The following is a 20,463-nucleotide window of genomic DNA, read 5'->3' as shown; positions in this document are numbered from 1 at the left end:
TGGGTGGTGCGCTTCAGCCTTCAACAGGCAGCGTGTCAACAGCATAGCGATGGCGCAGCTCGGTGCCCGACACCGGGTCAATCAGGGCCATGTCGAAGGCCTCGCCAAAACCGAGTTCGCCGATGATGGGCTGCGTGCCGCAGAACATGGCGGTGCCCACCGGCAGCGTGTCGTTGCCGGTGTAGCGGCGGATGAGGTCGCGCGGGTCGAGCATGCGCGTGACGCCGCCTTCCTGGTACAGCGCGGTCTGGCCGTCGCGTGTGCGCCAGGTCTTCATCTGCAGGTTGTCCCAATGGTCGGCGAGCGCGTCGAAGCGCCACACGTCGCGGCTCACGGGCTTGGCGCACATCTGCTTGGAGACCGTCACGCCATAGGCTTCGACCTTGCGGTCGGTATGGTCCGAGCCGATGCCGACCAGCAGGCCCATCGGCGTGGAATACAGCACGAACTCCGCCTCGCCTGATGAATCTGCGCCGGGAATCTCCACGCTGGCGTCGGTGGTCAGCAGCGAGGCCGACACGCGGTAGAAGCACGGCACACGCGCCGGGCGCGCCACGCCAATGGCTTCCAGTTCAGCAATGTGGTGTTCAACAGCTTGTGCATCGCGGCCGGTCCAGCCGGCAATGACAAGGTGGTCCACGGTCACGTCGATGGGGCCGTGGCCGATCAGGTTCAGGTGCAGCGTGGTCATGCGGAATCCGGAAGAAGCGGGAAAAACGAACGGAGGGAAATCGGGATCAGAGCGTGCGGATGATCGTGCGGCGGAACTCGTCGATGTGCTCGCGAATGGCTTCACGCGCTGCGGGCACGTCGCGGCGCTCCAGCGCATCCAGCACGGCAAGGTGCTCGTCGTACACGTTCTGCAGGTGCTGCGGCTCTGAGAGCGAGAGGAACCAGAAGCGCGCCTGCTTCTCGTGCAGGCCGCGCAGCAACTCGGCCAGCACGCGGTTGCGCGAGGCGGCGGAGATGGCGAGGTGGAACTTGAGGTCCAGCGCGGCCAACGCGGCAATGTCGCGGTGCTCGATCAGCGCGGGCGATGCATCGACGATGGCACGCATGGCCTCGAAATCGGCGGGGTGGGCGCGCTCAGCGGCCAGCGTCACGCACAGGATCTCGTTGGTGGCGCGCACCTCGATCATGTCGAGCACGTCGTTGAGCGACAGCGGCGTCACCAGCACGCCCTTGCGCGGCAGGATCTGCACCAGCCCCTCCACCTCCAGACGATGCAGCGCCTGGTGGATCGGCGTTCGGCCCAGTCCCAGAATCGTGCCGAGCTGCGCTTCGTTGAGCGGCTCGCCGGGGCGGAATTCGCACGCCATGATGCGACGCTTGATCTCGTTGTAGGCGAGTTCACGCATGGCGGCGCCCTTGGGCGCATGCGCGTCGGGTTCAACGGCAAACGGTGCAGATGCAGACGCGGGTTTGGCAGAACCGGAAACCAGCTTGATCGGACGCGACATCGCGACGGCCTCGAATTTTGTAAAAGTCGAGTGATGGTATTGTGATATCTCACAGAGCGTCAAGCGAGCAACACGCCGCATTCAGCCGCGTTCTTCTAGGTATTTGCCCTGATATGTCGTTGGCAGGATGCCGTTGAGATTCGTTATAGACTGCAACAAATTTCAGGGAGACAGCCATGAAGATCGCCATCATCGGGGCGGGCATCGGCGGCCTGACGCTCGCGTTGATGGCGGAGCGCCAAGGTTTCGAGGTTGAGGTGTGGGAGGCCGTGCAGACGCTGCGGCCACTGGGCGTTGGCATCAACCTGCTGCCGCACGCGGCGCGCCAGCTGTGCGAACTGGGCTTGGAAGACACGCTGAGTGCGCTCGCGATTCGGACGTCCGCGCTGGCTTACTACAACCGTTTCGGCCAGCCGATCTGGCACGAGCCGCGCGGGCTGGCCGCAGGCTACGACTGGCCACAGTTCTCCATTCACCGTGGCGAATTCCAGATGGCCCTGGCCGATGCCGTGACCGAGCGCCTCGGCGCTGGTTGCATCCGCCTTGGCCACAGCTTCGAGGCGGTTCAATCGACGGGCGAGAAGGGCGGCCCCGTGCGCTTCACGCTGCGTGATCGCACCAACGACACCGTTGTCGAATCCTCGGCCGACGTGCTGGTCGGCGCCGATGGCATCCACTCCGCCGTACGCCGGCACTTCTACCCGAGCGGCGATGCGCCGCGTTTTGCGGGCCGCATGTTGTGGCGCGCCGTCACCGAAGCCGAGCCGTATCTCGATGGACGCACCATGTTCATGGCGGGCCACCAAGATCAGAAATTCGTCGCCTATCCGATCTCCGAACCGCTACGCCAGCAGGGCCGCTCGCGCATCAACTGGATTGCCGAGCTGCGCGTGCCCGACGAGGCACCGCCGCGCAGCGACTGGAACCGCGAGGTCGACCGCGCGATCTTCCGCAGCGCCTTCTCCGACTGGAAATGGAGTTGGATCGACATCCCGGCTTTGATCGACGGCGCAGAGGCCGTGTACGAATTCCCGCTCGTCGACAAAGATCCGCTGCCACGCTGGACCTTCGGCCGCGCTACGCTGCTGGGCGACGCGGCACACCCGATGTATCCGATCGGCTCGAACGGCAGCGCGCAGGCGATTCTTGATGCGCGGGCGTTGGTCGATTGCCTGCTCGCCACGCGCGACACCGGCGTGGCCCTGCGTGAGTACGAGGCTGATCGCCTGCCGCGTACAGCTGGCATCGTGCTGCGCAACCGCCTCAACGGGCCGGAGCAGGTCATGCAGCTCGCGCATGAGCGCGCGCCCCAAGGCTTCGCGCGCATCGATGACGTGATCCCGCGCTCGGAATTGGAAGGGATTGCGATGCGCTACAAAAAGCTGGCCGGCTTCGATCCGCAATCGCTGCGCGATCAGCCACCCATGCCTGGCCGCGCCTGAAACACCGATACGTTCACACGCCAGAAGAGAGAAAAAGAGGGCCCCATGACCATCCGCCGCACCATCTGCGCCGCTGCTGCGCTGTTGCTCGCCACCGCTGCCCACGCCGAAATCGTCGTTGGTGTGAGCCTGTCGACGACAGGGCCGTCGGCGTCGCTCGGCATCACGCAGAAGAACTCGCTGGCGTTCTATCCGGATTCCATCGGCGGAGAAAAGCTGCGTCTCGTGGTGGTGGATGACGCGTCCGATCCGAGCACCGGCACACGCCTGGCACGCAAGCTCGTGACGGAAGACCATGTCGACATCATCGTTGGTTCGTCGGCGGTGGCACCGTCGATTGCGATTGCCGAAGTCGCCACCGAATCGCACACGCCGCAACTGGCGTTGGCGCCGGTTGAGCTGAAGCCGGGCAAGGGCGATTGGACCTATCGTCTTGCGCAGCCGATCTCGCTGATGGCCGAGGCGATTGCCGCGCGCATGGCGGCGTCCGGCATCAAGAACGTCGGCTTCATCGGCTTTGCCGATGCGTACGGCGAGAGCTGGCTCAAGGACTTCACTGCGGCCGCCACGCCGCGCGGCATCAAGATCGTCGACGTGGAACGCTATGCCCGCGCAGACACCAGCGTGACGGGGCAGGTCGCCAAGCTGGTCAGCATCAAGCCCGATGCGATCCTGGTGGCAGGTGCAGGCACGGGCGCCGCGCTGCCGCACACCGCGTTGCGCGATCGCGGTTATGCGGGGCCGATCTATCAGACGCACGGCGCGGCAACGAAAGACCTGATCCGCATCGGCGGCAAGGCGGTTGACGGGGCCATCCTGCCGGCAGGCCCCGTGATCGTGGCCGAGCAATTGCCCGACAGCCACCCAAGCAAGAAGACCGCCCTCGAATACGTGACGCGCTATGAAAAGGCCAACGGGCCCGACACGCGCACGCAGTTCGGCGCCCACACGTGGGATGCGCTGCAGGTGCTCCAGCGCATCGTGCCGGTGGCGCTCAAGAAGGCCAAGCCGGGCACGCCCGAGTTCCGCCAGGCGCTGAAGAGCGCGCTGGAATCGGAGCACGACATTGTTGTTTCGCACGGCGTGCTCAACTACACGGCCACGGATCACTTTGGCTTTGACGCGCGCGGCCGCGTGCTGCTGACCATCGACCACGGCAAGTGGAAATTGTTGAACTGAAACACGCGCGCGTGCATGGCCGGCGGGCGCGTCGCCGACGATAATCGAGGGGTCTTTCCCATCCACACCGCCATGCCCCGCACGCCCAAAGCCGACGACCTGTATCCCGCCGTGGCCCCTTCGGGGCACTTCAACCCGCATCTGGCGGACGTGGAGTATGGCGCGCTCGACGGGCTGGTCGGCTATGCCGTGCGCCGCGCCCAGCTGCACATCTACGAAGATTTCGTGCGCTCGCTGCACGCGTGGAACATCACGCCGCCGCGCTTCTCGGCCATGACCGTGATCGCGCATAACCCGAACCTCAAGCTGACGGAGCTGGCCAGCATTTTGGGCGTGGCGCGCTCCGGTGCAGTGCTCTTGGTCGATACGCTGGAAGACATGGGCATGGTCGAGCGGCAGCCGTCGCCCAAGGACAAGCGCGCGTTCCGGCTTGTGCTGACTGCCAAGGGTGCGACCACCCTCGACGAAATCACCCGCGCCGTCACCGCACACGACGCCCGCGTAACAGCGCATCTTTCAAAGGATGAGCGGCACACGCTGCTGGCACTGCTCAACAAGCTGGCATCCGGGCCGGATTCCGCTTCCTGATCTGCTGCCTGCCCGTGCAAATGACAAGCGGCCCGAAAGTGGGCCGCTTTGCTTTGGTGCGGGCTGCGGGCGCTTCAGCGCTTGTTGGCGTCGATGGCCTTCTGCCAAAGGTCCTTGTCTGGCGGATACAGCGAATCGAAGTACTCGCGCAGCGCGCAGATCTCCTGGACGATCTCGAACGGGAAGCCTTGGCGGCCGCCCCGGTCGTCAATCTGCAGGCTGTTCAGGTAGCGCCGGCAGCCGATGAAATCGGCCCACTTGGCGGCGATCGTGTTGATGATGCGCGGAAATTTCCGACCAAGTTCGATCGGCCTCACCTGGTCGGGCAGGGACGCGAGCCACCGGATGGCGTCGCGGTTGAGCGCGAAGTCATCGGCGTTTTGCTGCTTGCGTTGAGAGGTGGGATCTTGAGTCATATCGGATGCGCATCCTTGAAGTCTAGTGTACCCCTCCCGCGCCGGCCTGCCAGCCCGACAGGCGAGGGTCTTGACGCATCACCCGTTTGATTCGACCGCCGCCACAGCCAGTGTCCCGCCGTTTGCTTGCCGAGGCTGCAGTATGCTGCGCGCCGCCCAATCCACATTCGCCTCAAGTTTTGCGCAGGCTTGCCGATAAGCCAAGCGCGGTTTGGCGCGCTGACGGACCAGAGCATCCACCAGCGTAAAACGCCTAGACTGCGAAACACGAGCCAGTGTCGGCTGGCACGCCGCTCCCCTAATTCAATCAAAAAACCGGGCTTCGAGCCGAGGTAGGCAGGGTATGAAGCGAATCGATGCGAGCCAATTGCGTATCGGCATGTTTGTGATGAAGCTGGGCGGGTCCTGGCTCAAGCATCCGTTCTGGCGTGCGCAATTCCAGTTGTCGCACCAGGGCCAGATTGACGACATCCGCAAGGCGGGTATCACCGAGATCTGGATCGACCCCGAGCGCGGCGAAGACGTCATGTCGCAAACGCTGATGCCCGTACCTGCGCCGGCGCCTGCGCCCGAGCCGCTCACGCGCGAGACCTTGGCGGCGCGTCCGCCGCTCACGCCAACGTCGCTCAAGGAAGAGTGGAAGCACGCCCAGCAGCTGATGCAAAACGGCAAGGCGACGCTTGGCCACATGTTTTCCGAAGCCCGCATGGGCCGTGCTCTGGAAACCGAAAAGGCACTGCTGCTGGTGGACGACGTGTCGAACTCGCTGGCACGCAACTCCTATGCGCTGATTGCGCTGGCGCGGCTGAAGAACAAGGACGACTACACCTATCTGCATTCGTTTGCCGTTTGCGCGTTGATGGTGGCGCTGGCGAAGACGCTGGGGTTGCCTGAAGACGAGATTCGAGAATGCGGGCTGGGCGGGCTGGTGCACGACATCGGCAAATCGGCCATGCCGCGCACGCTGCTCGACAAGAGCACCGCCCTCACCAAGGACGAACTGGCGCTGCTGCAGACCCACGCCGTGGGTGGCCACCACCTGCTGCAGGGTACCGGCCAGTTCAGCGAGATCGCGCGCGAGATCTGCCTGCACCATCACGAGCGCATTGACGGCAGCGGCTATCCTGACGCCCAGAAGGCCGAGGCTATTAGCCTGTGGGCCAAGATGGGCGCCATCTGCGACGTGTACGACACGCTTACGTCAAGCAGCCCGTACCACCATGCGTGGTCTCCCGCGCAGGCGCTGAAATACATGATGGCGCGCACCGACACGCAGTTCGATCGCACCGTGTTCCAGGCTTTCACGCGCAGCGTGGGCATCTACCCGGTAGGCACGCTGGTGAAGCTGCGCACCAACCGGTTGGGCGTGGTGGTCCACCAGAACGAGGCGTCTGCGCTCAAGCCCGACGTGGTCGTTTTCTATTCGGGCAACACCAAGACGCGCGTGCGCCCCGAGCGCATCAGCTTGGGCAAGTCCGACGATTCCATCGTCACCGTGGAAGATGCCACCACCTGGGGTCTATCGGACGAGGAAGTCTCCGACATGTGCCTGGTCTGAGCCGCGGGCGCCCAGGTTCACACGTTTTCCACGGGCGGCTCATTCTGCTCGGCTGGATTCGGGCGGGTATCGCGTGGCACCAGCGGGTCGCCGGGCTTGCGCTTGGCAGGCTCGGGCTGGGCTTTCGGGCTTGCGGGCTGTGTCGTATCGGTTTCTGAACGGCTTGGCTGGGTGGGCATCGCGGTCTCCTGATTTGCGGATGCCCCTCTTCCAGCATGTCGCGCGCCTGGCAAGTCCCCACGTTTTATGTGTATTTTTCTTAACACGGACTTCAACAAACTTCATGGCGCACCCCTCTAAAGTGGGGTACGTTTGAGTCGTTGGTTTTTACATTGCTGAACAATCGCCACACATTCAGAGCGATGTCGGCAACCCGCAAACGAACGATTCAGTCTTCCGGGGGGTGACATGAACGTTTCCAATCTGCTGCATGCAGCGTCGAACTGGGTTGTCCAGTCGCGCGCTTTCAATGTCGCGCAATCGGTGGCACACCATCGCACGCCCAGCGATGCGTTGTCGCACTGGAAACTCGATATCTGGCACAAGAGCGTGCCGTTCCTGTTCGAGGGCGGCCTTGCCGAGCCCGCGCACCAACTGTTTCCCAAGCATCTGGCGCATGCCGAATGGGTGGACGAGCTGCACCACCATCTGGGCCAGCTCGTGGGCGTGCGACGGGAGCACTGCAAGATCGACATCCGCGCGGTGACGGGGCTGGCGCAGTCGCCGTGCTCGGTGCATTCGTTTCCGAGCATGCTGGTGTTTGCGCATCAGCATTGCCGCCGCATTCCGCACAGCACGGACGCCGACTTTGCCGCCAACCGGCGCCACGTATTCCGCTACGCAGATCAGTCCAACGTGTTCCGCGCCTACGACTTTGCCGGCGGCGAGCTGTTCTACATGAACGAGTGGGGCGCGCACCATTTCGCTGCGCTGGCGTTGCAGGCTCGCACGCAGAACCGTGAGCTGCTGGTCGATGCCGAGGTGCGTCACGCGCGTTCTGCGCTGGGGTTGCGTCGTCTGCTTGACGGTTTCTACGTGATCGGCGCGCGACGGCAAGGGCAGCAGCGCTACGGCACGCGTTTGTCGGAAGCGCTGGCCAGCCACCAGGTGCCGCATCGCTGGATGCATGGCCGCCGCGAGGCCGAAGGCTTTGAGCTGTGCTTCCTGCCCAAGTCGGATCGCTTTGCCAACTGCGTGGGCGAACAGCTCGTGCGCGACGGCTGGTTCGACTACGGCGCCTGGCTGGCCAGCCTGCACGATGCCACCGAGGTGGGTGCCCCCGCGCAACGCGCCGAGGCCGGCCGCAAGACGCGCCCGAACTGGAAGCGGGTGCCGGTGCCGAGCCTGGGCGTGCCGACGGGTCTCATGCCGGGCTTTGCGCACACGCGCTTGTAATACTGCGGCGCTACGCTCGGCGGGTGTTCTGCCCCTCCACCTGTCGGATTGCTGAATCAGACGGCTGGTGTCAGAATTCGCAACTTAGTTGCATTGAGGCGCGCAGTGTCGAGTGACATCGTGCGCCGGCACCTGCGCCCGACCTTGCGTTCCTTCCGTTCCTCCTTCCTCCATCTGCGTTGGCTGGCTTGCCTGCTGACCGTGTTCCTGCTGTTTGGTCAGCAGGGCGCGCTGCGGCATGCGCTCTCGCATTGGAGCGAACTGAGCGAAGGGACTGCGGTCGAGTTCAACGCCGCCGCCACGGCCAAGCCGGCCGGCGCCCAGCGCAGCCAGCCCGCGCAGGAGCACGCCGCGTGCTTGCAGTGCGCTGCCTATGCTGCGCTGGCGGCTGCCTTGCCGATGCTGGTGGCGCTGCGCCTGGCGCATACGCGGCGCTGGCATTTTCCGCGCATTGGCTTTCATGCGGGCGCGCCGGTTTTTCCGGTGGCCGTCTGCTCGCGCGATCCTCCATTCCGCCTTTGATTCCTGCCTTGCCCATCGGCTCGCGCGTTGTGTTGACGCATGCGCGGGCCGCTGCTTAACGCATCCGCTCGATTCAAAGGTCTTTCATGATTCCGTTCCAGCCCCGCAAGCTGGTGATGGCGCTTGCCGCCGTCTTGCCATCCATCGCCTCGGTTTCCGCACTGGCTCAGGAAGCCGCGACGCCGGCCTCCACACCCGCCACGCCTGCCACGACAGCGCCCGCAGCACAGCCCAAGCCGGCTGCCGCCAACGTGCGCGACCTCAGCGAAACCCGCGTCACGGCCAAGCGTTTGGACGCTGCACGCAATGCGCTGTCGCCGGACACCGGCAGCTCTGTTTACAAGTTCGACACCGATGACATCGCCCGCCTGCCGCTGGGCGATGCCACGCCGCTCAACCAGGTGCTGCTGCAGGCGCCGGGCGTGGTGCAGGATTCGTATGGGCAATTGCACGTGCGCGGGGACCACTCGAACCTGCAGTACCGCATCAATGGCGTGATCGTCCCCGAGCCGATCAGCGGTTTCGGGCAGATGCTCGATACGCGCTTCGCCAACCAGATCAATGTGCTGACCGGCGCGCTGCCGGCGCAGTACGGCTACCGCACTGCCGGCATCGTCGACATCACCACCAAGGGCGCATCCACCGACGAGGACGGCGAGCCCAAGGCATTTGGCGGCGAGATCGGCACCGTGCTGGGCAGCAATGCCACGCACGAGGTCAACGCGCAGATCCAGGGCACGAAAGACCGCTTCAGCTATTACCTCTCGGGCGTGTTTGCCGAGAACAACCTCGGCATCGAAAATCCCACGGGCAACCGCAACGCCACGCACGATCACACCACGCAGAACAAGTCGTTCGGCATGCTGTCGTACCTGCTTGATAACGATAGCCGCGTGAGCTTCATGTTCGGCACGTCGAACGGCCGTTTCCAGATTCCGACGCGCCCCGGCCTGACGCCGCAATTCACGCTCGACGGTGCAGTGCCGCCCGCTTCTGAAGCGCTCAACGCCAATCAACGCGAGAAGACCGACTTCCAGATCCTGACGTATCAGCAGAAGGTGTCGGCCAAGCTGGACTACCAGGTGTCTGTGTTCCGCCGTGCAAGTCGGATCGACTACACGCCCGATCCGATTGGCGATCTGGTCTACAACGGCGTGGCTGCCGACATCACGCGCCGCAACGAGGCTTACGGTGTGCAGGGCGACGCAAGCTACAAGCTCACCGACAAGCACACGCTGCGTGCCGGCGTATTCGTGCAGCGCGAGCGCTACGTGGCCGACAACACCGCCAGCGTGTTTGCCGCCGACAGCTCCGGCGCCCAGACCAGCACCACGCCGTTCACCATCGTCGACAACCACAGCGGCAGCGGCACGACCATGGGCGTCTACCTGCAGGACGAGTGGAAGCCCACCGACAAGCTCACCGTCAACTACGGCGCGCGCTACGACCGCGTCAACACCATCGTCAGCGAGCAGCAGCTGAGCCCGCGCCTGGGCCTGACATATGACCTGACGCCGCGCACGCGCGTGCATGCCGGCTACGCGCGCTACTTCACGCCGCCGCCCACGGAGAAGTTCGATACCACCTCGGTGCAAGCCTTTGCCGGCACGACCAATGCGCTGCCTTCGGACGCCAACACGGCCGTCAAGTCGGAGCGTTCGAACTACTTTGACCTGGGGGTTTCGCACCAGCTCACGCCGCATCTGACGCTGGGGCTGGATGCGTACTACCGCGACGTGCGCCATCTGCAGGATGAAGGGCAGTTCGGCAATGCGCTGCTGTATTCGGCGTTCAACTACGAGCGTGGCCGGATCTACGGGCTGGAAGGCAGCGCGAACTATCGCAACGGTAACTTCGGGGCGTACCTGAATCTGGCCGTGTCACGCGCGCAGGGCAAGGGCATCGAGACCGGCCAGTTCAACTTTGGTGCCGACGAGCTGGCCTACATCAACAACCATTGGGTCAACCTCGATCACGACCAGCGCCTGACCGCGTCGGCCGGTGTGTCGTATCGGTATTCTGGTACGACGTATACGAGCGATGTGCTGTTCGGTACAGGTTTGCGCAACGGCTTCGCCAACACCGAGCACCTGCCGGCCTACTGGCAGATGAACGTCGGCGCTGCGCGGGACTTCAACCTCCCGGCGCTGGGCAAGTTCAAGACGCGCCTGACCGTGCTGAATATCTTCGACCGCAGCTATCAACTGCGCGACGGTACGGGCATTGGCGTGGGGGCGCCGCAGTTTGCACCGCGCCGTACGTTCCTCTTGTCGGTCAGCAAGCCGTTCTAAGCAAATCGGGCCAGCGTATGAGGCTGGCCCGCTCTCCCATCACATCGCCGTCACATCGGTGGGACCATCCCGTCCTTGCCGACCAGCACGCGCTGCGCTACCAGCGTGCCTTGCGCATCGGCGCGCACGAACATGACAACGTGCGCGCCGGCTTTCAGGTCATCGCGCCGACCTGGCTCGAAGGTGACGATCGGTACTTGCGGCGGCACCACGATGCGCTGCTCCCCGTCCTTGTATTTGACCGACAGCGTGCGGCCCTGAGCCCCGGTGACGGCGCCTGCCTGCTCGACCGTGCCGTTGGTCATGCTGCTGTTCGGGCCCATGTCGTAGGGGCGATGGCCGTCCCCGGTGCCACGCATCGCCTCCGGAAACACGTGGACTTCGAGTGCACGCAACGTGCCGTCCGGCTCCTTGACCGCTGCCGTGCCGATATAGCTGCCGGCGCGAATGGCCGACGGTTCGATCGGCGCGACCTGGGTGACGCTGAGGTCCACCGGCAGCGTCACAGTCGCCTTGTTGCCGGAGGCGTCGGTTACGTCGACAGCGGTGCTGTGGACGGCATTGATGGTGGCGCGCACGCGCGTTGGCGCAGCGGTGCTTTGCGCGGATGCTGCCAGCGGGAAGAGTGCTGTCACGACGGTGACAACCGCGGCGGTACGAGCTGAGAAACGTAGTCGGGTCATTGGGTAGGGGGCGTGAAGTTCGCTCAAGGTGAGCGGGGCGGGCCAGCGCAACTCGCATGGGCTGCGGGGGCGATCCGCCAGTCTAGACCGGACCGCGCTGGCTTGCAGGCGCGGTCCGCGTTCATCCGCTGCGGCTTAGCCGCGATGCTGGCCCGGCACGCGCTTGCCCTTGTACGTCGGGCGGCTGCGGCGCATGTTGTCGGACCAATCCGTGCCGCCCCCGGTGGGTGAGTGCACCGGAACATCGCGGCTGCCGGGTTTCGGATCGATCGGCGCTTCATCCAGGTCGACCGCATCCGGAGCATCGGCGTCGTCGTTTTCACCGGCGAGGCCCGTGGCGTGTTCAAAGTTCTCGTCGTCGATGGGTGTGTCGACTTCGGGATGGTTTATGTCGTGTATGGCGTCGGGCATCAGGTCGCCGCCTTCGCGTATGACGGGTTCGTGCCCTGCCGCGCGACGCTCGCCGGTGCCGGTGGAATCTGTGTCGCTGTCGAGGTTGACATCTCCCAGGTCTGCGCCCGCGGTGCGGTTGGCTGCGTTGCCGCGCGGGTGCACGGCGGGATCGTCGTCAAAGCGATCTTCAACGTCGCTGCCCAAGCCCGGGCCGCCCACCACGTCGCTGCCCGAGTCCGAACTGTCGGAGGGGCCGAGTGCGTCGGTTCCGTGGCCCTTGCCGGTCTGTGCAGGGGCTTCGCCGGTGCGATACAGGTTGCTGGTTGCCATGTGGTTTCTCCATGCGTGCTTGTGCGCCAACGCGCGACACTGCACGTGCAGCAAGGCGGATACCTGGGCGCGGCGCGCCGCACGCGTATTTCAGCGCACTGTTGCGGCGGCACGCTGGTTGCGACGCAGTTGGGTACGGGCGAGTCGTCCGTAAACCGAACCAGGAGGCTGACGATGAGGCAACACGCACAGCAACCGCACAAGCCGGCTGCCCACGCGGCGGAAAACGCGGGGGAACGAAAGCGCGAGGGCAAGAAGGGTGAGCGCAGCGATCAAGCCCAGCAAGGACGGGGTGCCGCCAAGGACCGCGCTGAAGCCGACCGCGCCGAGCGCACTTCCATGCAGCACGGCACGGACCACTCGGCGAAACGCCCGATGCCGGTGCCCGCCGAGGATGGCCGTGCCGCCGCACAGGAAGGGCAATTGCCGCAGAACCAGCAGCGTCTGGGGCAGCATCAGAACAGTCGGAAGCAGCCATGAACGCCACCAAGAAGCCTCGTGGCGAAGACAAAGCCAAGGCGCCTTCGGGTGACACCGCCAAGCCCATCGCGCCGGCCATCCCAGGTGAAAGCGGCGTGGGCGAGGAAGACCCTGGCGACTTCGAGAACGCGTCGATCCATTCGGACGACGGGAAGCGTCCCCGCGCGCCTAGCGAGGGGCGCTGACAGGGACACCTCTTCACTTCAGCCGCGCGAAGTCTGGCGCGGCTGAATGACGTGTGCCAACCAACGCCATATCGCTGGCCACGCCGGGCGTCGTGTGCCAGTGACAGCAGCCACGATGTGCACGTGCGCGCCGCTGCGCCTGTCGGCATGCAGGTGCCACCACCCGGAGGTTTCCACAACATGCGCGTGTCCGGCGCCAAGCGTGTATTGCGCTGCCGTAATCCAACGCGATGGTGGTGCCAGGCGCAAGCTGCCTTCCAATGCCACGAGCGTCGTTCCAGCGGGCAGCCAGTGCAGCCCGGCTTGTCCGGGGCAGAGCGCCAGCCATTCGGGTTCGGATGCGGGTGTCGTTGCAGTCATGTCGATCTCCTGAACATGGCTCCAGCGTAGGCACGCGGCTTCTCTCTCAACAGACACAGAAACCGGCAATGTGCGGGGCAACAGCCGCGCCCCTGCGACAATCTGTTGCGGTACAGTTTGACGTCGTCTGTATCTGTTGCGGTGGCGGTCGTGCCGGCATGATGTGCCGGACTCCTCTCCTTGCCGCCTGTCGCCGTCCGCTCGCCGCCGCCCTTCGCCGCCATGTCCGTCACCGAGTTGACTCCCCCGCCCGCGCAGCCGCTGTACCGGACGCTTGCCGATCATTACCTTGGTGCGATCCGCAGCGGAGTGCTGGCGCCGGGCGAGCGCATGCCGTCGGTGCGCATGCTGATGCGCACGCACGCTGTGAGTCTGTCGACCGCGCTGCAGGTGTGCCGGCATCTGGAGACGGAAGGCTGGCTCGAAGCGCGTGAGCGCTCGGGCTACTTCGTGCGCCAGCCGCGCCGGGCTATGCTGGCACCGGTCAAGGAGCCTGAAGTCTCGACGCCCGACCCGGCCGCTTACGTGGGCGTGCATGCGCGCGTGTCCGCCATCGTGGCGCGCGGGCAGCAGGCCAGCGTGCATGTCGATCTGTCAGGGGCGAGTGGGGCGGCCGCGTTGTACCCGGCGGCGGCGCTCAACCGGATTGCGTCGCAGGTGCTGCGGCGGTATCCGTTGCTGCTGACGCAGGCTGTCATCCCGAACGGCCATCCCGAATTGCAGACTGCCGTGGCGCGCCGTGCGCTCGACATGGGCGTGCAGATCGCGCCGGACGACGTGATCGTCACCCACGGCTGTATCGAAGCGGTGAACCTGGCATTGCGCGCGGTGGCGCAGCCGGGCGATACCGTGGCCGTGGAATCACCGACCTATTACGGGCTGCTGCAGGTGTTGGAAAGCCTGGGCATGCGCGCGGTGGAAATTCCTACCAGCCCACGCACCGGCATGTCGCTCGAAGCGCTGGAGATGGCGGTGCAGGCCTACGGCAACATCCGCGCCGTGGTGGTGGTGCCCAACCTGCAGAACCCGCTCGGCAGCATCATGCCGGACGCGGCCAAGCGCCGGATGGCCGCCTTTTGCGATGCCAACCGCATCGCGCTCATTGAAGACGATACCTACAGCGCGCTGGGCGATAGCCCCACGCCACTCAAGGCGCTCAAGGCGTGGGACCGCACGGGCAACGTCATCTATTGCGCGTCCTTGAGCAAGGTGCTGGCGCCCGGCCTGCGCCTGGGCTGGATGGCTGCCGGCCGCTGGCAGGGGCGCGTGCAGATGCTGAAGTTTGCGCAGTCGCGGCCAAACGATTCGTGGTCGCAGGTGCTGGCGGGGCGCTTTATCGCTTCGGGTGCGTACGACCGTCACCTGCGCACGCTGCGCCAGACCTTGCGTGAACAGCGCGAGCGCATGGCCGAGTCGATTGCGGGATGCTTTCCCGCCGGCACGCGGTTGTCGGTGCCGTCAGGCGGGTTGGCGATGTGGGTGGAGTTGCCTGCCAACGTGTCGTCGGTGGCACTGTTTGATGCGGCGCTGGCGCAGGGCATCCGCATTGCGCCGGGGACGATGTTCTCGAACCTGAACCGCTTCGATCATTATTTCCGCATCTGCTTCGGCCTGCCGCCTTCGGCCAACCTCGAAGCTGCGCTCGCCACACTCGGCCGGCTCACGCAGGAACTGGCCGAGCGCTGACCGATCAACCTACCGGCACCACGCCGGCGCAGCGGAAGACGATTCCAGACCCTGCACGCTCTGCGCAATCTGTTGCGACCACTGCTGCACGAGGCGTTGCGTGGATGACACCACCGCATCTACGCCCGCATTCGCATTCGCATCCGCACCTGCAGGTTGCCCATTCACGGGCAGCGCAAGCGTCGTCTGGCAGGTGAGGGCGGCGGGGCTTGTGCCCGGGGTGGCCGCATCGCGCGATACGCGCCACGTCACCAGTGCCGTCACGCCCTGTCCGGGCCGCGCGTCATAGCTGCGCATTTCGGCGCCGATGCGGTAGAGCGGCACGCCCGCCGGCGCAGCCGCACTCCCGACGTCCACCGCAGACAGCGTTGTCGCCAGATTCGCAGACAGCGCATCGCGCAGTTCCGAACCAAACGGCGCGGCCCAGCGTTGCTGCTCAAGCGCCACCACTTCGCTATCGGACGTACGCAGCACGATCTGTGGCTTGTCCAGCCGATCGGGCACCCGCACGCCCGAGAGGCGGAAGGCGCGCTGGAAACGGCCGGTATCTGTTGTTTCGGGGCGCACCGACAGCGTATGCAACGTCGGCTCGGGCGAAGCGCACGCGCCAATCAGCAACGCCACGGCAGCGGCGCCGGCCAAGCGAAGAGAAGAAGACAGCATCGTCGTTTGCATCGGCATCATTGCGCGTCCTTTGCCTTGCCGCGGATCAGCGCTTCCGGGTGGCGGTCCAGATAATCGGTCAGCACGCGCACAGACGCGGCGGCCTTGGCCACTTGTTCCAGCGTGTCGCGCGCGTTGCGTTGCAGCGGGGCATCGTCGGAGAAGACCTGGCGCGCAGAATCGAGCGTGCGGCGCGCCTCGGCCAGCGTTTCCTTCATCTGCGGGGCGAGGTCGCTGTTGACGGTCTTGGCCAGTTGCTCGGTCTGCTTGAGCGTGGCGTCGAGCGTCGTCAGCGTGCGGTGAACATCCTGTCCGATCTGCTCGAACGGCACCTTGTTGAGTTTCTTGGCGATGCCGGCAATCTGCGCTTCGATGTCGTCAGTCGGGTTATCGGCAGTCGGGAACACATATGCGCCGTCACGATCGCGCATGCCGAAGCGCGGCGGGGTCTTGTCGCGGTCGGCTGCGTCAATGAAGTCGAGGTTCACGAACTGCTGGCCCGTCAGCAGGCTCGCGCTCTTCAACTGTGCGCGCATGCCGTTCTTCACCAGCACGTCGAACTGCGTGCGGACGTCTTCGGCGGCGTGCTGCGGGTTGTCGTCGCGGATGTCCATGCCGAAGCGCGTGGGGTAAAGCGTGGCCGTCACGGGCAGCACGAACTCGTGGCGCTTCTTGCTGTAGTGGATGCCGATCGACTTGATCTCGCCCACGTTGATGCCCTTGAATTCCACCGGCGCACCCACGTTGAGCCCGCGCAGCGAGCGGTGGAAGTACATCACCACGGTCTGCGACAGGTGTTCGGGGTCTTTCAGTGCCATGGTCTCGTTGCGCACGAGCTGGAACTCGGCGTCAGAGGCGGCCGGCTGGTGATCGGCTTCTTCGGGTGTCTGGAACGCGATGCCGCCCAGCGCCACGGTCAGCAGCGATTGCGTATCGACCTTCAACCCGTTGGCGTCGAGCTTGAGGTCGATGCCGCTGGCATTCCAGAACCGCGTGCCGTGTGCCACAAACTTGTCGAACGGCGCGTTGACGAAGATGTGCAACGTCACGCCCTTGCCGTCGGTGTCGATGTCATAGGCGGTGACCTGGCCCACGCGCACGCGGCGGAAATACACCGGCGCGCCGATATCGAGCGAGCCCAGGTCGGGCGCGCGCAGCGTGAACTGTTTGCCGGGCGCATCAGCGGAGATGGCCGGCGGTGTGTCGAGCCCCTTGAAGGTGGATTTCTTCTCCTGCGAGCGGCCGCCGTCCACGCCGATGTACGCTCCTGAGAGCAGCGTGCCGAGCCCCGAGATGCTGCCGGCCGCCACGCGCGGGCGCACCACCCAGAAGCGCGTATCCGACGCGGCGAACGCCTTGCCGTCGTGGGTGAGTTCGATCAGCACCACGGCGCCAGACCGGTCGTCGGTGAGGCCCACCGCCTTGACCACACCGATATCGACGCTCTTGAATTTCACGCGTGTCTTGCCTGCTTCGATGCCCTCGGCCGAACTGAATGTGACGGTCACTTGCGCGCCGCGCGCCAGGATCACGCGCGCCATGAGCGTGGCGCCCACCAACAGTGCCACGATCGGCACCAGCCAGATCAGCGAGGGCAGCCAGCGCTTGCGCTTCGTGCGGCGCGGCGCGGGGATGTTTTCGTTATCGACGGGGTCGGTCATACATCGGTCTCTTCAGGATCGGGCTCGTCGATGACGTCCCAGATCAGGCGGGGATCAAAACAGCGGGCGGCGAACATGGTCAGTACCACCACGGCGGCAAACGGGCCGACACCAGGGCCGGGCTTGATGATGGCCAGCGTCGACAGATGTACGAGCCCTGCCAGCAGTGTCACCACAAACACATCGAGCATCGACCACCGGCCGATGATTTCGACCAGCGCATACAGGCGCGTGCGCAGTCGCGGGTTCCAGCGCCAGCGTTGCTGCACCGAGAGGCACAGCACCGCCAGGATGCCGAGCTTGGCCAGCGGCACCAGAAAGCTTGCGATGAACACGATGATGGCCAGGTGCCACGAGCCCGACGTCCAGAGGTAGACGATCCCGCTCATGATGGTGTCCTGCTGCGTGCCGAGCAGGGTGTCGGTAATCATCACGGGCAGCAGGTTGGCGGGTAGGTACATGGCAGCGGCCGCAATCAGCAGCGCCCAGCAGCGCGCCAGGCTGTCGGGCTTGCGCACGTGTAGGGGCGACATGCAACGCGGGCAGACCGGCGCCGCGGCGGCCTCGTTAGGTGCGTCTTCGTGTGTGAGCACCGCCTGCGTGGCTGCCGAAGCTTGGGGCATGCGTGCCAGCAGGCCGCAGCGCTCGCATGTCACCAGGCCGTGTGCGGCGGCCCGCAGCGGGCGACCCTCTTGGGCCGGTTGGGCCGGTTGGGCCGGTTGGGCCGGTTGGGCCGGTGCAGGGGTAGTGACGCTGTTCATGGGTGATCCTCGCCGGGGCGGGCGGCGGCGTCCATGCCGGTGGGCGTGTCGACATGTGAGCCTGGCGGCAGCGTCAACCCGATCTCGCGCCAGAACGGTCGCAGGTCGATCGACAACGCCACCGTCAGGAACACGGTGAGCGCAGCAAACGCCCACAAGCCCGCATCGGCTTCCAGCGAAACCATGCGCGCCACTTTGATGAGCGCTACCACTACGCCCAGCATGAAGATCTCGACCATCGCCCACGGGCGGATCAGCGCCGCCGTGCGCAGCACCAGCGCCGCGGCCGGATGCTGCCGCCCACGCAATCGCGCAATGAGCAGCGGCGCCAGCACTGACATGTACATCAGCGGGAAGAAAACCGTGGTGAGTGCCACCAGTACGGCAGCGAAGAGCATGTCGTAGTCGTACAGCGCCACGATGGCGCCCCACAGCGTGGTGGCGTGCCGGTTGCCGCCACCGTTCATCTCGGCAATCGGAAAGATATTGGCGACGATGTAGACGATGAGGCCCGTCAACACGAGCGGCAGCAGTACCGAGAGCCGCTCGCTCTGGTTGCGGTACAGCTTGACGCCGCAGCGTGTGCAATGCGCTTCTTCATCCAACGCAATGACTTCGTGGCGATGCAGGGTGTCGCAGTGCTCGCATGCGATCCAGGCATCTGGATCGCCAGGCAAGGGCTGGGCTACAGGGGCGGCCTTGGCGTCGGGGGTGTCGCCCGCTGCGCGCCAGGACGGCGGCAGCGGGAAGGGGAATTTCACGGTTTACAGCTCCATCGTCGGGCTGAAGGTGGGCCGCCAGCGTTGCAGAAGCATGCAGCGGCACACCGACAGTGGGGCAGGCGATTATACATACACCGTTGAATGTATAGCTGAGTGCGGGCTTCCTCATTTTGACGCACGGTCCGAAGCAAATATCCCGCCAATCGGCGCACTCGATATTGCATGGCGTGACGGAGGAACGGGCCTTGCTGCCTTGGAGGGGCATGTTCTCAACCTCAAAGGAGCATTTCATGACGTATCTCCGTGCATCTTCTCTCGTCATCGCGTTGGCGCTGGCGGGCGGTACTGCAGCGGCGTATGCCCAAACGGGGGCAGCCCAATCCAACAGCACGGCGGGCGGCAGCAGCATGTCTCCGGCGGGTGGTGCCGACACCGGCGCAACTGCAACGGGCACGGGGGGGACCGCTGTCAACGGCAGTTCGGCCAACGGCGGTCGGGATGCCACCCGCAACCGCAACGCCACCGGTAAGCAAGGGCGCGCCGGCAATATGCGCTCGGGTTCGAGCGGTGGCTATGGCGGCAGTGCCAACGATTCAACGGGCAGTGCAACCGGCGGCGGCTCGGGTGGAGTGGGCGTAGGCGCGCCAGGCACGGGCGGGTCGATGGGTGCGCCGGGCAGCGGTAGTGGCGGTGGTGCTGCGGGTTCAGGGGGCGCTGGTGCCGGTGCGGGTACCGGAGGCGCCGGTGGGGCGGCGGGCGGCAGTGCCGGTGGCGGCAGCCGCTAGCCTGGCCCCGCATTTACCTGCTGCTAACGCAGTTGTGCTGCGTGATGCAGCAGGTGGTCTTCGATGAAGGTCTCGATGAAGTAGTAGCCGTGGTCGTAGCCCGGGTGGCGGCGCAGTTGCAGCGGCTGCCCGGCTGCAGCGCACGCGGCGGCAAAGTCATCCGGGTACAGCTGCTCTGCGAGGAATTTGTCGGCCTCGCCCTGATCGACCAAGATGCCGCCCGGGAACGGGCACGATGCCTGCCGCATCAACTCCGTGGCGTCGTGCGCTGCCCAGGCGGTGCGATCGTCCCCGAGATACCCGGTGAACGCCTTGACGCCCCACGGGCACACCGACGGATGCGCGATGGGCGCAAACGCGGAGACCGAAGCAAAGCGCTCCCGATGGCGCAAGGCCAGCGTCAACGCGCCGTGGCCGCCCATCGAATGCCCAAAGATGCCGATGCGCCCCGGCGCCACCGGAAAGGCCACGCGCGCGATGTGGTGCAGCTCGTCGGCAATGTAGCTTTCCATGCGGTAATGCCCACGCCACGGCGCCTGCGTGGCGTCCAGGTAGAAGCCGGCGGCGATGCCGAAATCCCAGCTATCGGTTTCGCCGGGGATGTTCGCGTCGCGGGGGCTGGTGTCGGGCGCGATGAGGATGAGGCCTTCGCGTGCTGCCACGCGTTGCGCACCGGCCTTGATGGCAAACGTCTCTTCCGTGCACGTCAGGCCCGCCAGATAGAACAGCGCGGGGCAGCGCGTGCCTTCCAACGCCTGCGGCGGCAGGTAGACCGAGAAGCGCATCGGCAGCCCGATCGCCGTCGAGGCATGCCGATAGAAGCGCTGCACGCCGCCAAAGCAGGCATGCTCGGAAAGCAGTTCAAGTGCCGGTACCGGGATCGTCATTGCGTGGCTCCGTCCT

General features: G+C 65.4%; 23 protein-coding genes. 11 read left to right on the top strand and 12 right to left on the bottom strand.

Annotated features, from left to right (window positions below; genetic code table 11):
• Positions 1 to 13: 13 nt before the first annotated feature.
• Together BG83_RS0109650 and BG83_RS0109645 are read right to left on the bottom strand one after the other, a co-directional pair.
• On the bottom strand, positions 14 to 691 hold the full coding sequence (locus BG83_RS0109650; protein WP_024976523.1) for a DUF2848 domain-containing protein: 678 nt from the start codon (positions 689 to 691) through the stop codon (positions 14 to 16).
• 46 nt (positions 692 to 737) lie between these two features.
• A complete protein-coding gene (locus BG83_RS0109645) occupies positions 738 to 1,460 on the bottom strand; it encodes a GntR family transcriptional regulator (RefSeq protein ID WP_024976522.1) in 723 nt (240 codons plus the stop codon).
• A gap of 176 nt (positions 1,461 to 1,636) precedes the next feature.
• On the opposite strand from BG83_RS0109645, the gene BG83_RS0109640 reads away from it, so the two are divergent.
• The 3 genes from BG83_RS0109640 to BG83_RS0109630 all read left to right on the top strand — a co-directional run bounded on the left by BG83_RS0109640 (position 1,637) and on the right by BG83_RS0109630 (position 4,669).
• Positions 1,637 to 2,902 carry a flavin-dependent oxidoreductase gene (locus tag BG83_RS0109640; RefSeq protein WP_024976521.1) on the top strand — a complete coding sequence of 422 codons (1,266 nt, stop codon included), beginning with the start codon at positions 1,637 to 1,639 and terminating at the stop codon, positions 2,900 to 2,902.
• Between the two features lie 45 nt (positions 2,903 to 2,947).
• A complete protein-coding gene (locus BG83_RS0109635) occupies positions 2,948 to 4,081 on the top strand; it encodes an ABC transporter substrate-binding protein (protein ID WP_024976520.1) in 1,134 nt (377 codons plus the stop codon).
• Between the two features lie 72 nt (positions 4,082 to 4,153).
• Complete coding sequence (locus tag BG83_RS0109630; RefSeq protein ID WP_024976519.1) at positions 4,154 to 4,669, top strand: MarR family winged helix-turn-helix transcriptional regulator; 516 nt, start codon at positions 4,154 to 4,156, stop codon at positions 4,667 to 4,669.
• A 74-nt stretch (positions 4,670 to 4,743) separates the two neighbouring features.
• On the opposite strand, the gene BG83_RS0109625 is transcribed toward BG83_RS0109630, so the two are convergent.
• Positions 4,744 to 5,085, bottom strand: a complete 342-nt coding sequence (locus tag BG83_RS0109625) for a hypothetical protein (RefSeq protein WP_024976518.1) — start codon at positions 5,083 to 5,085, stop codon at positions 4,744 to 4,746.
• A gap of 343 nt (positions 5,086 to 5,428) precedes the next feature.
• Between BG83_RS0109625 and BG83_RS0109620 the strand changes: the two genes are divergently transcribed.
• On the top strand, positions 5,429 to 6,643 hold the full coding sequence (locus tag BG83_RS0109620) for an HD-GYP domain-containing protein (RefSeq protein ID WP_024976517.1): 1,215 nt from the start codon (positions 5,429 to 5,431) through the stop codon (positions 6,641 to 6,643).
• A gap of 17 nt (positions 6,644 to 6,660) precedes the next feature.
• Here the strand turns inward: BG83_RS0109620 and BG83_RS29660 are convergent, their stop codons facing one another.
• On the bottom strand, positions 6,661 to 6,822 hold the full coding sequence (locus BG83_RS29660; RefSeq protein ID WP_200869036.1) for a hypothetical protein: 162 nt from the start codon (positions 6,820 to 6,822) through the stop codon (positions 6,661 to 6,663).
• 229 nt (positions 6,823 to 7,051) lie between these two features.
• On the opposite strand from BG83_RS29660, the gene BG83_RS0109610 reads away from it, so the two are divergent.
• The 3 genes from BG83_RS0109610 to BG83_RS0109600 all read left to right on the top strand — a co-directional run bounded on the left by BG83_RS0109610 (position 7,052) and on the right by BG83_RS0109600 (position 10,851).
• Positions 7,052 to 8,038: a DUF6685 family protein gene (locus tag BG83_RS0109610; RefSeq protein WP_024976516.1), complete on the top strand. Its 987-nt coding sequence runs from the start codon at positions 7,052 to 7,054 to the stop codon at positions 8,036 to 8,038.
• A 105-nt stretch (positions 8,039 to 8,143) separates the two neighbouring features.
• Positions 8,144 to 8,560, top strand: coding sequence for a hypothetical protein (locus BG83_RS0109605; protein ID WP_024976515.1), 417 nt, complete (start codon positions 8,144 to 8,146; stop codon positions 8,558 to 8,560).
• Between the two features lie 86 nt (positions 8,561 to 8,646).
• Positions 8,647 to 10,851, top strand: a complete 2,205-nt coding sequence (locus BG83_RS0109600; RefSeq protein ID WP_024976514.1) for a TonB-dependent receptor — start codon at positions 8,647 to 8,649, stop codon at positions 10,849 to 10,851.
• Between the two features lie 50 nt (positions 10,852 to 10,901).
• On the opposite strand, the gene BG83_RS0109595 is transcribed toward BG83_RS0109600, so the two are convergent.
• Together BG83_RS0109595 and BG83_RS0109590 are read right to left on the bottom strand one after the other, a co-directional pair.
• Positions 10,902 to 11,534, bottom strand: a complete 633-nt coding sequence (locus BG83_RS0109595; RefSeq protein ID WP_024976513.1) for a hypothetical protein — start codon at positions 11,532 to 11,534, stop codon at positions 10,902 to 10,904.
• A 135-nt stretch (positions 11,535 to 11,669) separates the two neighbouring features.
• Positions 11,670 to 12,257: a hypothetical protein gene (locus BG83_RS0109590; RefSeq protein ID WP_024976512.1), complete on the bottom strand. Its 588-nt coding sequence runs from the start codon at positions 12,255 to 12,257 to the stop codon at positions 11,670 to 11,672.
• 174 nt (positions 12,258 to 12,431) lie between these two features.
• Here BG83_RS0109590 and BG83_RS0109585 point away from each other — a divergent pair, with 174 nt between their 5' ends.
• Positions 12,432 to 12,737, top strand: a complete 306-nt coding sequence (locus BG83_RS0109585; protein ID WP_024976511.1) for a hypothetical protein — start codon at positions 12,432 to 12,434, stop codon at positions 12,735 to 12,737.
• Positions 12,734 to 12,922 carry a hypothetical protein gene (locus BG83_RS0109580; RefSeq protein ID WP_024976510.1) on the top strand — a complete coding sequence of 63 codons (189 nt, stop codon included), beginning with the start codon at positions 12,734 to 12,736 and terminating at the stop codon, positions 12,920 to 12,922. The genes BG83_RS0109585 and BG83_RS0109580 overlap by 4 nt, the downstream gene beginning before the upstream one ends.
• Positions 12,923 to 12,940: 18 nt before the next feature.
• Here BG83_RS0109580 and BG83_RS0109575 read toward each other — a convergent pair whose 3' ends face one another.
• A complete protein-coding gene (locus tag BG83_RS0109575) occupies positions 12,941 to 13,282 on the bottom strand; it encodes a hypothetical protein (protein ID WP_024976509.1) in 342 nt (113 codons plus the stop codon).
• A 222-nt stretch (positions 13,283 to 13,504) separates the two neighbouring features.
• Here BG83_RS0109575 and BG83_RS0109570 point away from each other — a divergent pair, with 222 nt between their 5' ends.
• On the top strand, positions 13,505 to 14,968 hold the full coding sequence (locus BG83_RS0109570) for a PLP-dependent aminotransferase family protein (RefSeq protein ID WP_024976508.1): 1,464 nt from the start codon (positions 13,505 to 13,507) through the stop codon (positions 14,966 to 14,968).
• Positions 14,969 to 14,977: 9 nt separating this feature from the next.
• Here BG83_RS0109570 and BG83_RS0109565 read toward each other — a convergent pair whose 3' ends face one another.
• From BG83_RS0109565 to BG83_RS27720, 4 genes are read right to left on the bottom strand one after another with little or no spacing between them, the layout of a single operon-like run.
• Positions 14,978 to 15,652, bottom strand: coding sequence for a PqiC family protein (locus tag BG83_RS0109565; RefSeq protein WP_024976507.1), 675 nt, complete (start codon positions 15,650 to 15,652; stop codon positions 14,978 to 14,980).
• Positions 15,649 to 17,292, bottom strand: a complete 1,644-nt coding sequence (locus tag BG83_RS0109560) for an intermembrane transport protein PqiB (protein WP_024976506.1) — start codon at positions 17,290 to 17,292, stop codon at positions 15,649 to 15,651. Before BG83_RS0109560 ends, BG83_RS0109565 begins: the two co-directional genes overlap by 4 nt.
• Positions 17,289 to 18,053 (bottom strand): paraquat-inducible protein A, encoded by a 765-nt coding sequence (locus BG83_RS0109555; protein WP_024976505.1) that lies wholly within the window; start codon positions 18,051 to 18,053, stop codon positions 17,289 to 17,291. The genes BG83_RS0109560 and BG83_RS0109555 overlap by 4 nt, the downstream gene beginning before the upstream one ends.
• Complete coding sequence (locus BG83_RS27720; RefSeq protein ID WP_235193181.1) at positions 18,050 to 18,814, bottom strand: paraquat-inducible protein A; 765 nt, start codon at positions 18,812 to 18,814, stop codon at positions 18,050 to 18,052. Before BG83_RS27720 ends, BG83_RS0109555 begins: the two co-directional genes overlap by 4 nt.
• A gap of 251 nt (positions 18,815 to 19,065) precedes the next feature.
• Here BG83_RS27720 and BG83_RS0109545 point away from each other — a divergent pair, with 251 nt between their 5' ends.
• Complete coding sequence (locus BG83_RS0109545; RefSeq protein WP_024976504.1) at positions 19,066 to 19,560, top strand: hypothetical protein; 495 nt, start codon at positions 19,066 to 19,068, stop codon at positions 19,558 to 19,560.
• Between the two features lie 23 nt (positions 19,561 to 19,583).
• Here the strand turns inward: BG83_RS0109545 and fghA are convergent, their stop codons facing one another.
• Positions 19,584 to 20,447, bottom strand: coding sequence for an S-formylglutathione hydrolase (fghA, locus tag BG83_RS0109540; RefSeq protein WP_024976503.1), 864 nt, complete (start codon positions 20,445 to 20,447; stop codon positions 19,584 to 19,586).
• Between the last annotated feature and the right edge of the window lie 16 nt (positions 20,448 to 20,463).

The sequence above is a fragment of the Ralstonia pickettii genome (genome assembly GCF_000607165.1).
GTDB classification, from domain to species: domain Bacteria; phylum Pseudomonadota; class Gammaproteobacteria; order Burkholderiales; family Burkholderiaceae; genus Ralstonia; species Ralstonia holmesii.
This window is presented reverse-complemented; position numbering and strand designations above follow the sequence as displayed.

Bases quoted from the DNA above. Each gene is read 5' to 3' on its own strand.
- BG83_RS0109650 (WP_024976523.1), bottom strand. From the start codon at position 691: ATGACCACGCTGCACCTGAACCTGATCGGCCACGGCCCCATCGACGTG.
- BG83_RS0109645 (WP_024976522.1), bottom strand. From the start codon at position 1,460: ATGTCGCGTCCGATCAAGCTGGTTTCCGGTTCTGCCAAACCCGCGTCT.
- BG83_RS0109640 (WP_024976521.1), top strand. From the start codon at position 1,637: ATGAAGATCGCCATCATCGGGGCGGGCATCGGCGGCCTGACGCTCGCG.
- BG83_RS0109635 (WP_024976520.1), top strand. From the start codon at position 2,948: ATGACCATCCGCCGCACCATCTGCGCCGCTGCTGCGCTGTTGCTCGCC.
- BG83_RS0109630 (WP_024976519.1), top strand. From the start codon at position 4,154: ATGCCCCGCACGCCCAAAGCCGACGACCTGTATCCCGCCGTGGCCCCT.
- BG83_RS0109625 (WP_024976518.1), bottom strand. From the start codon at position 5,085: ATGACTCAAGATCCCACCTCTCAACGCAAGCAGCAAAACGCCGATGAC.
- BG83_RS0109620 (WP_024976517.1), top strand. From the start codon at position 5,429: ATGAAGCGAATCGATGCGAGCCAATTGCGTATCGGCATGTTTGTGATG.
- BG83_RS29660 (WP_200869036.1), bottom strand. From the start codon at position 6,822: ATGCCCACCCAGCCAAGCCGTTCAGAAACCGATACGACACAGCCCGCA.
- BG83_RS0109610 (WP_024976516.1), top strand. From the start codon at position 7,052: ATGAACGTTTCCAATCTGCTGCATGCAGCGTCGAACTGGGTTGTCCAG.
- BG83_RS0109600 (WP_024976514.1), top strand. From the start codon at position 8,647: ATGATTCCGTTCCAGCCCCGCAAGCTGGTGATGGCGCTTGCCGCCGTC.
- BG83_RS0109595 (WP_024976513.1), bottom strand. From the start codon at position 11,534: ATGACCCGACTACGTTTCTCAGCTCGTACCGCCGCGGTTGTCACCGTC.
- BG83_RS0109590 (WP_024976512.1), bottom strand. From the start codon at position 12,257: ATGGCAACCAGCAACCTGTATCGCACCGGCGAAGCCCCTGCACAGACC.
- BG83_RS0109585 (WP_024976511.1), top strand. From the start codon at position 12,432: ATGAGGCAACACGCACAGCAACCGCACAAGCCGGCTGCCCACGCGGCG.
- BG83_RS0109580 (WP_024976510.1), top strand. From the start codon at position 12,734: ATGAACGCCACCAAGAAGCCTCGTGGCGAAGACAAAGCCAAGGCGCCT.
- BG83_RS0109575 (WP_024976509.1), bottom strand. From the start codon at position 13,282: ATGACTGCAACGACACCCGCATCCGAACCCGAATGGCTGGCGCTCTGC.
- BG83_RS0109570 (WP_024976508.1), top strand. From the start codon at position 13,505: ATGTCCGTCACCGAGTTGACTCCCCCGCCCGCGCAGCCGCTGTACCGG.
- BG83_RS0109565 (WP_024976507.1), bottom strand. From the start codon at position 15,652: ATGATGCCGATGCAAACGACGATGCTGTCTTCTTCTCTTCGCTTGGCC.
- BG83_RS0109560 (WP_024976506.1), bottom strand. From the start codon at position 17,292: ATGACCGACCCCGTCGATAACGAAAACATCCCCGCGCCGCGCCGCACG.
- BG83_RS0109555 (WP_024976505.1), bottom strand. From the start codon at position 18,053: ATGAACAGCGTCACTACCCCTGCACCGGCCCAACCGGCCCAACCGGCC.
- BG83_RS0109545 (WP_024976504.1), top strand. From the start codon at position 19,066: ATGACGTATCTCCGTGCATCTTCTCTCGTCATCGCGTTGGCGCTGGCG.
- fghA (WP_024976503.1), bottom strand. From the start codon at position 20,447: ATGACGATCCCGGTACCGGCACTTGAACTGCTTTCCGAGCATGCCTGC.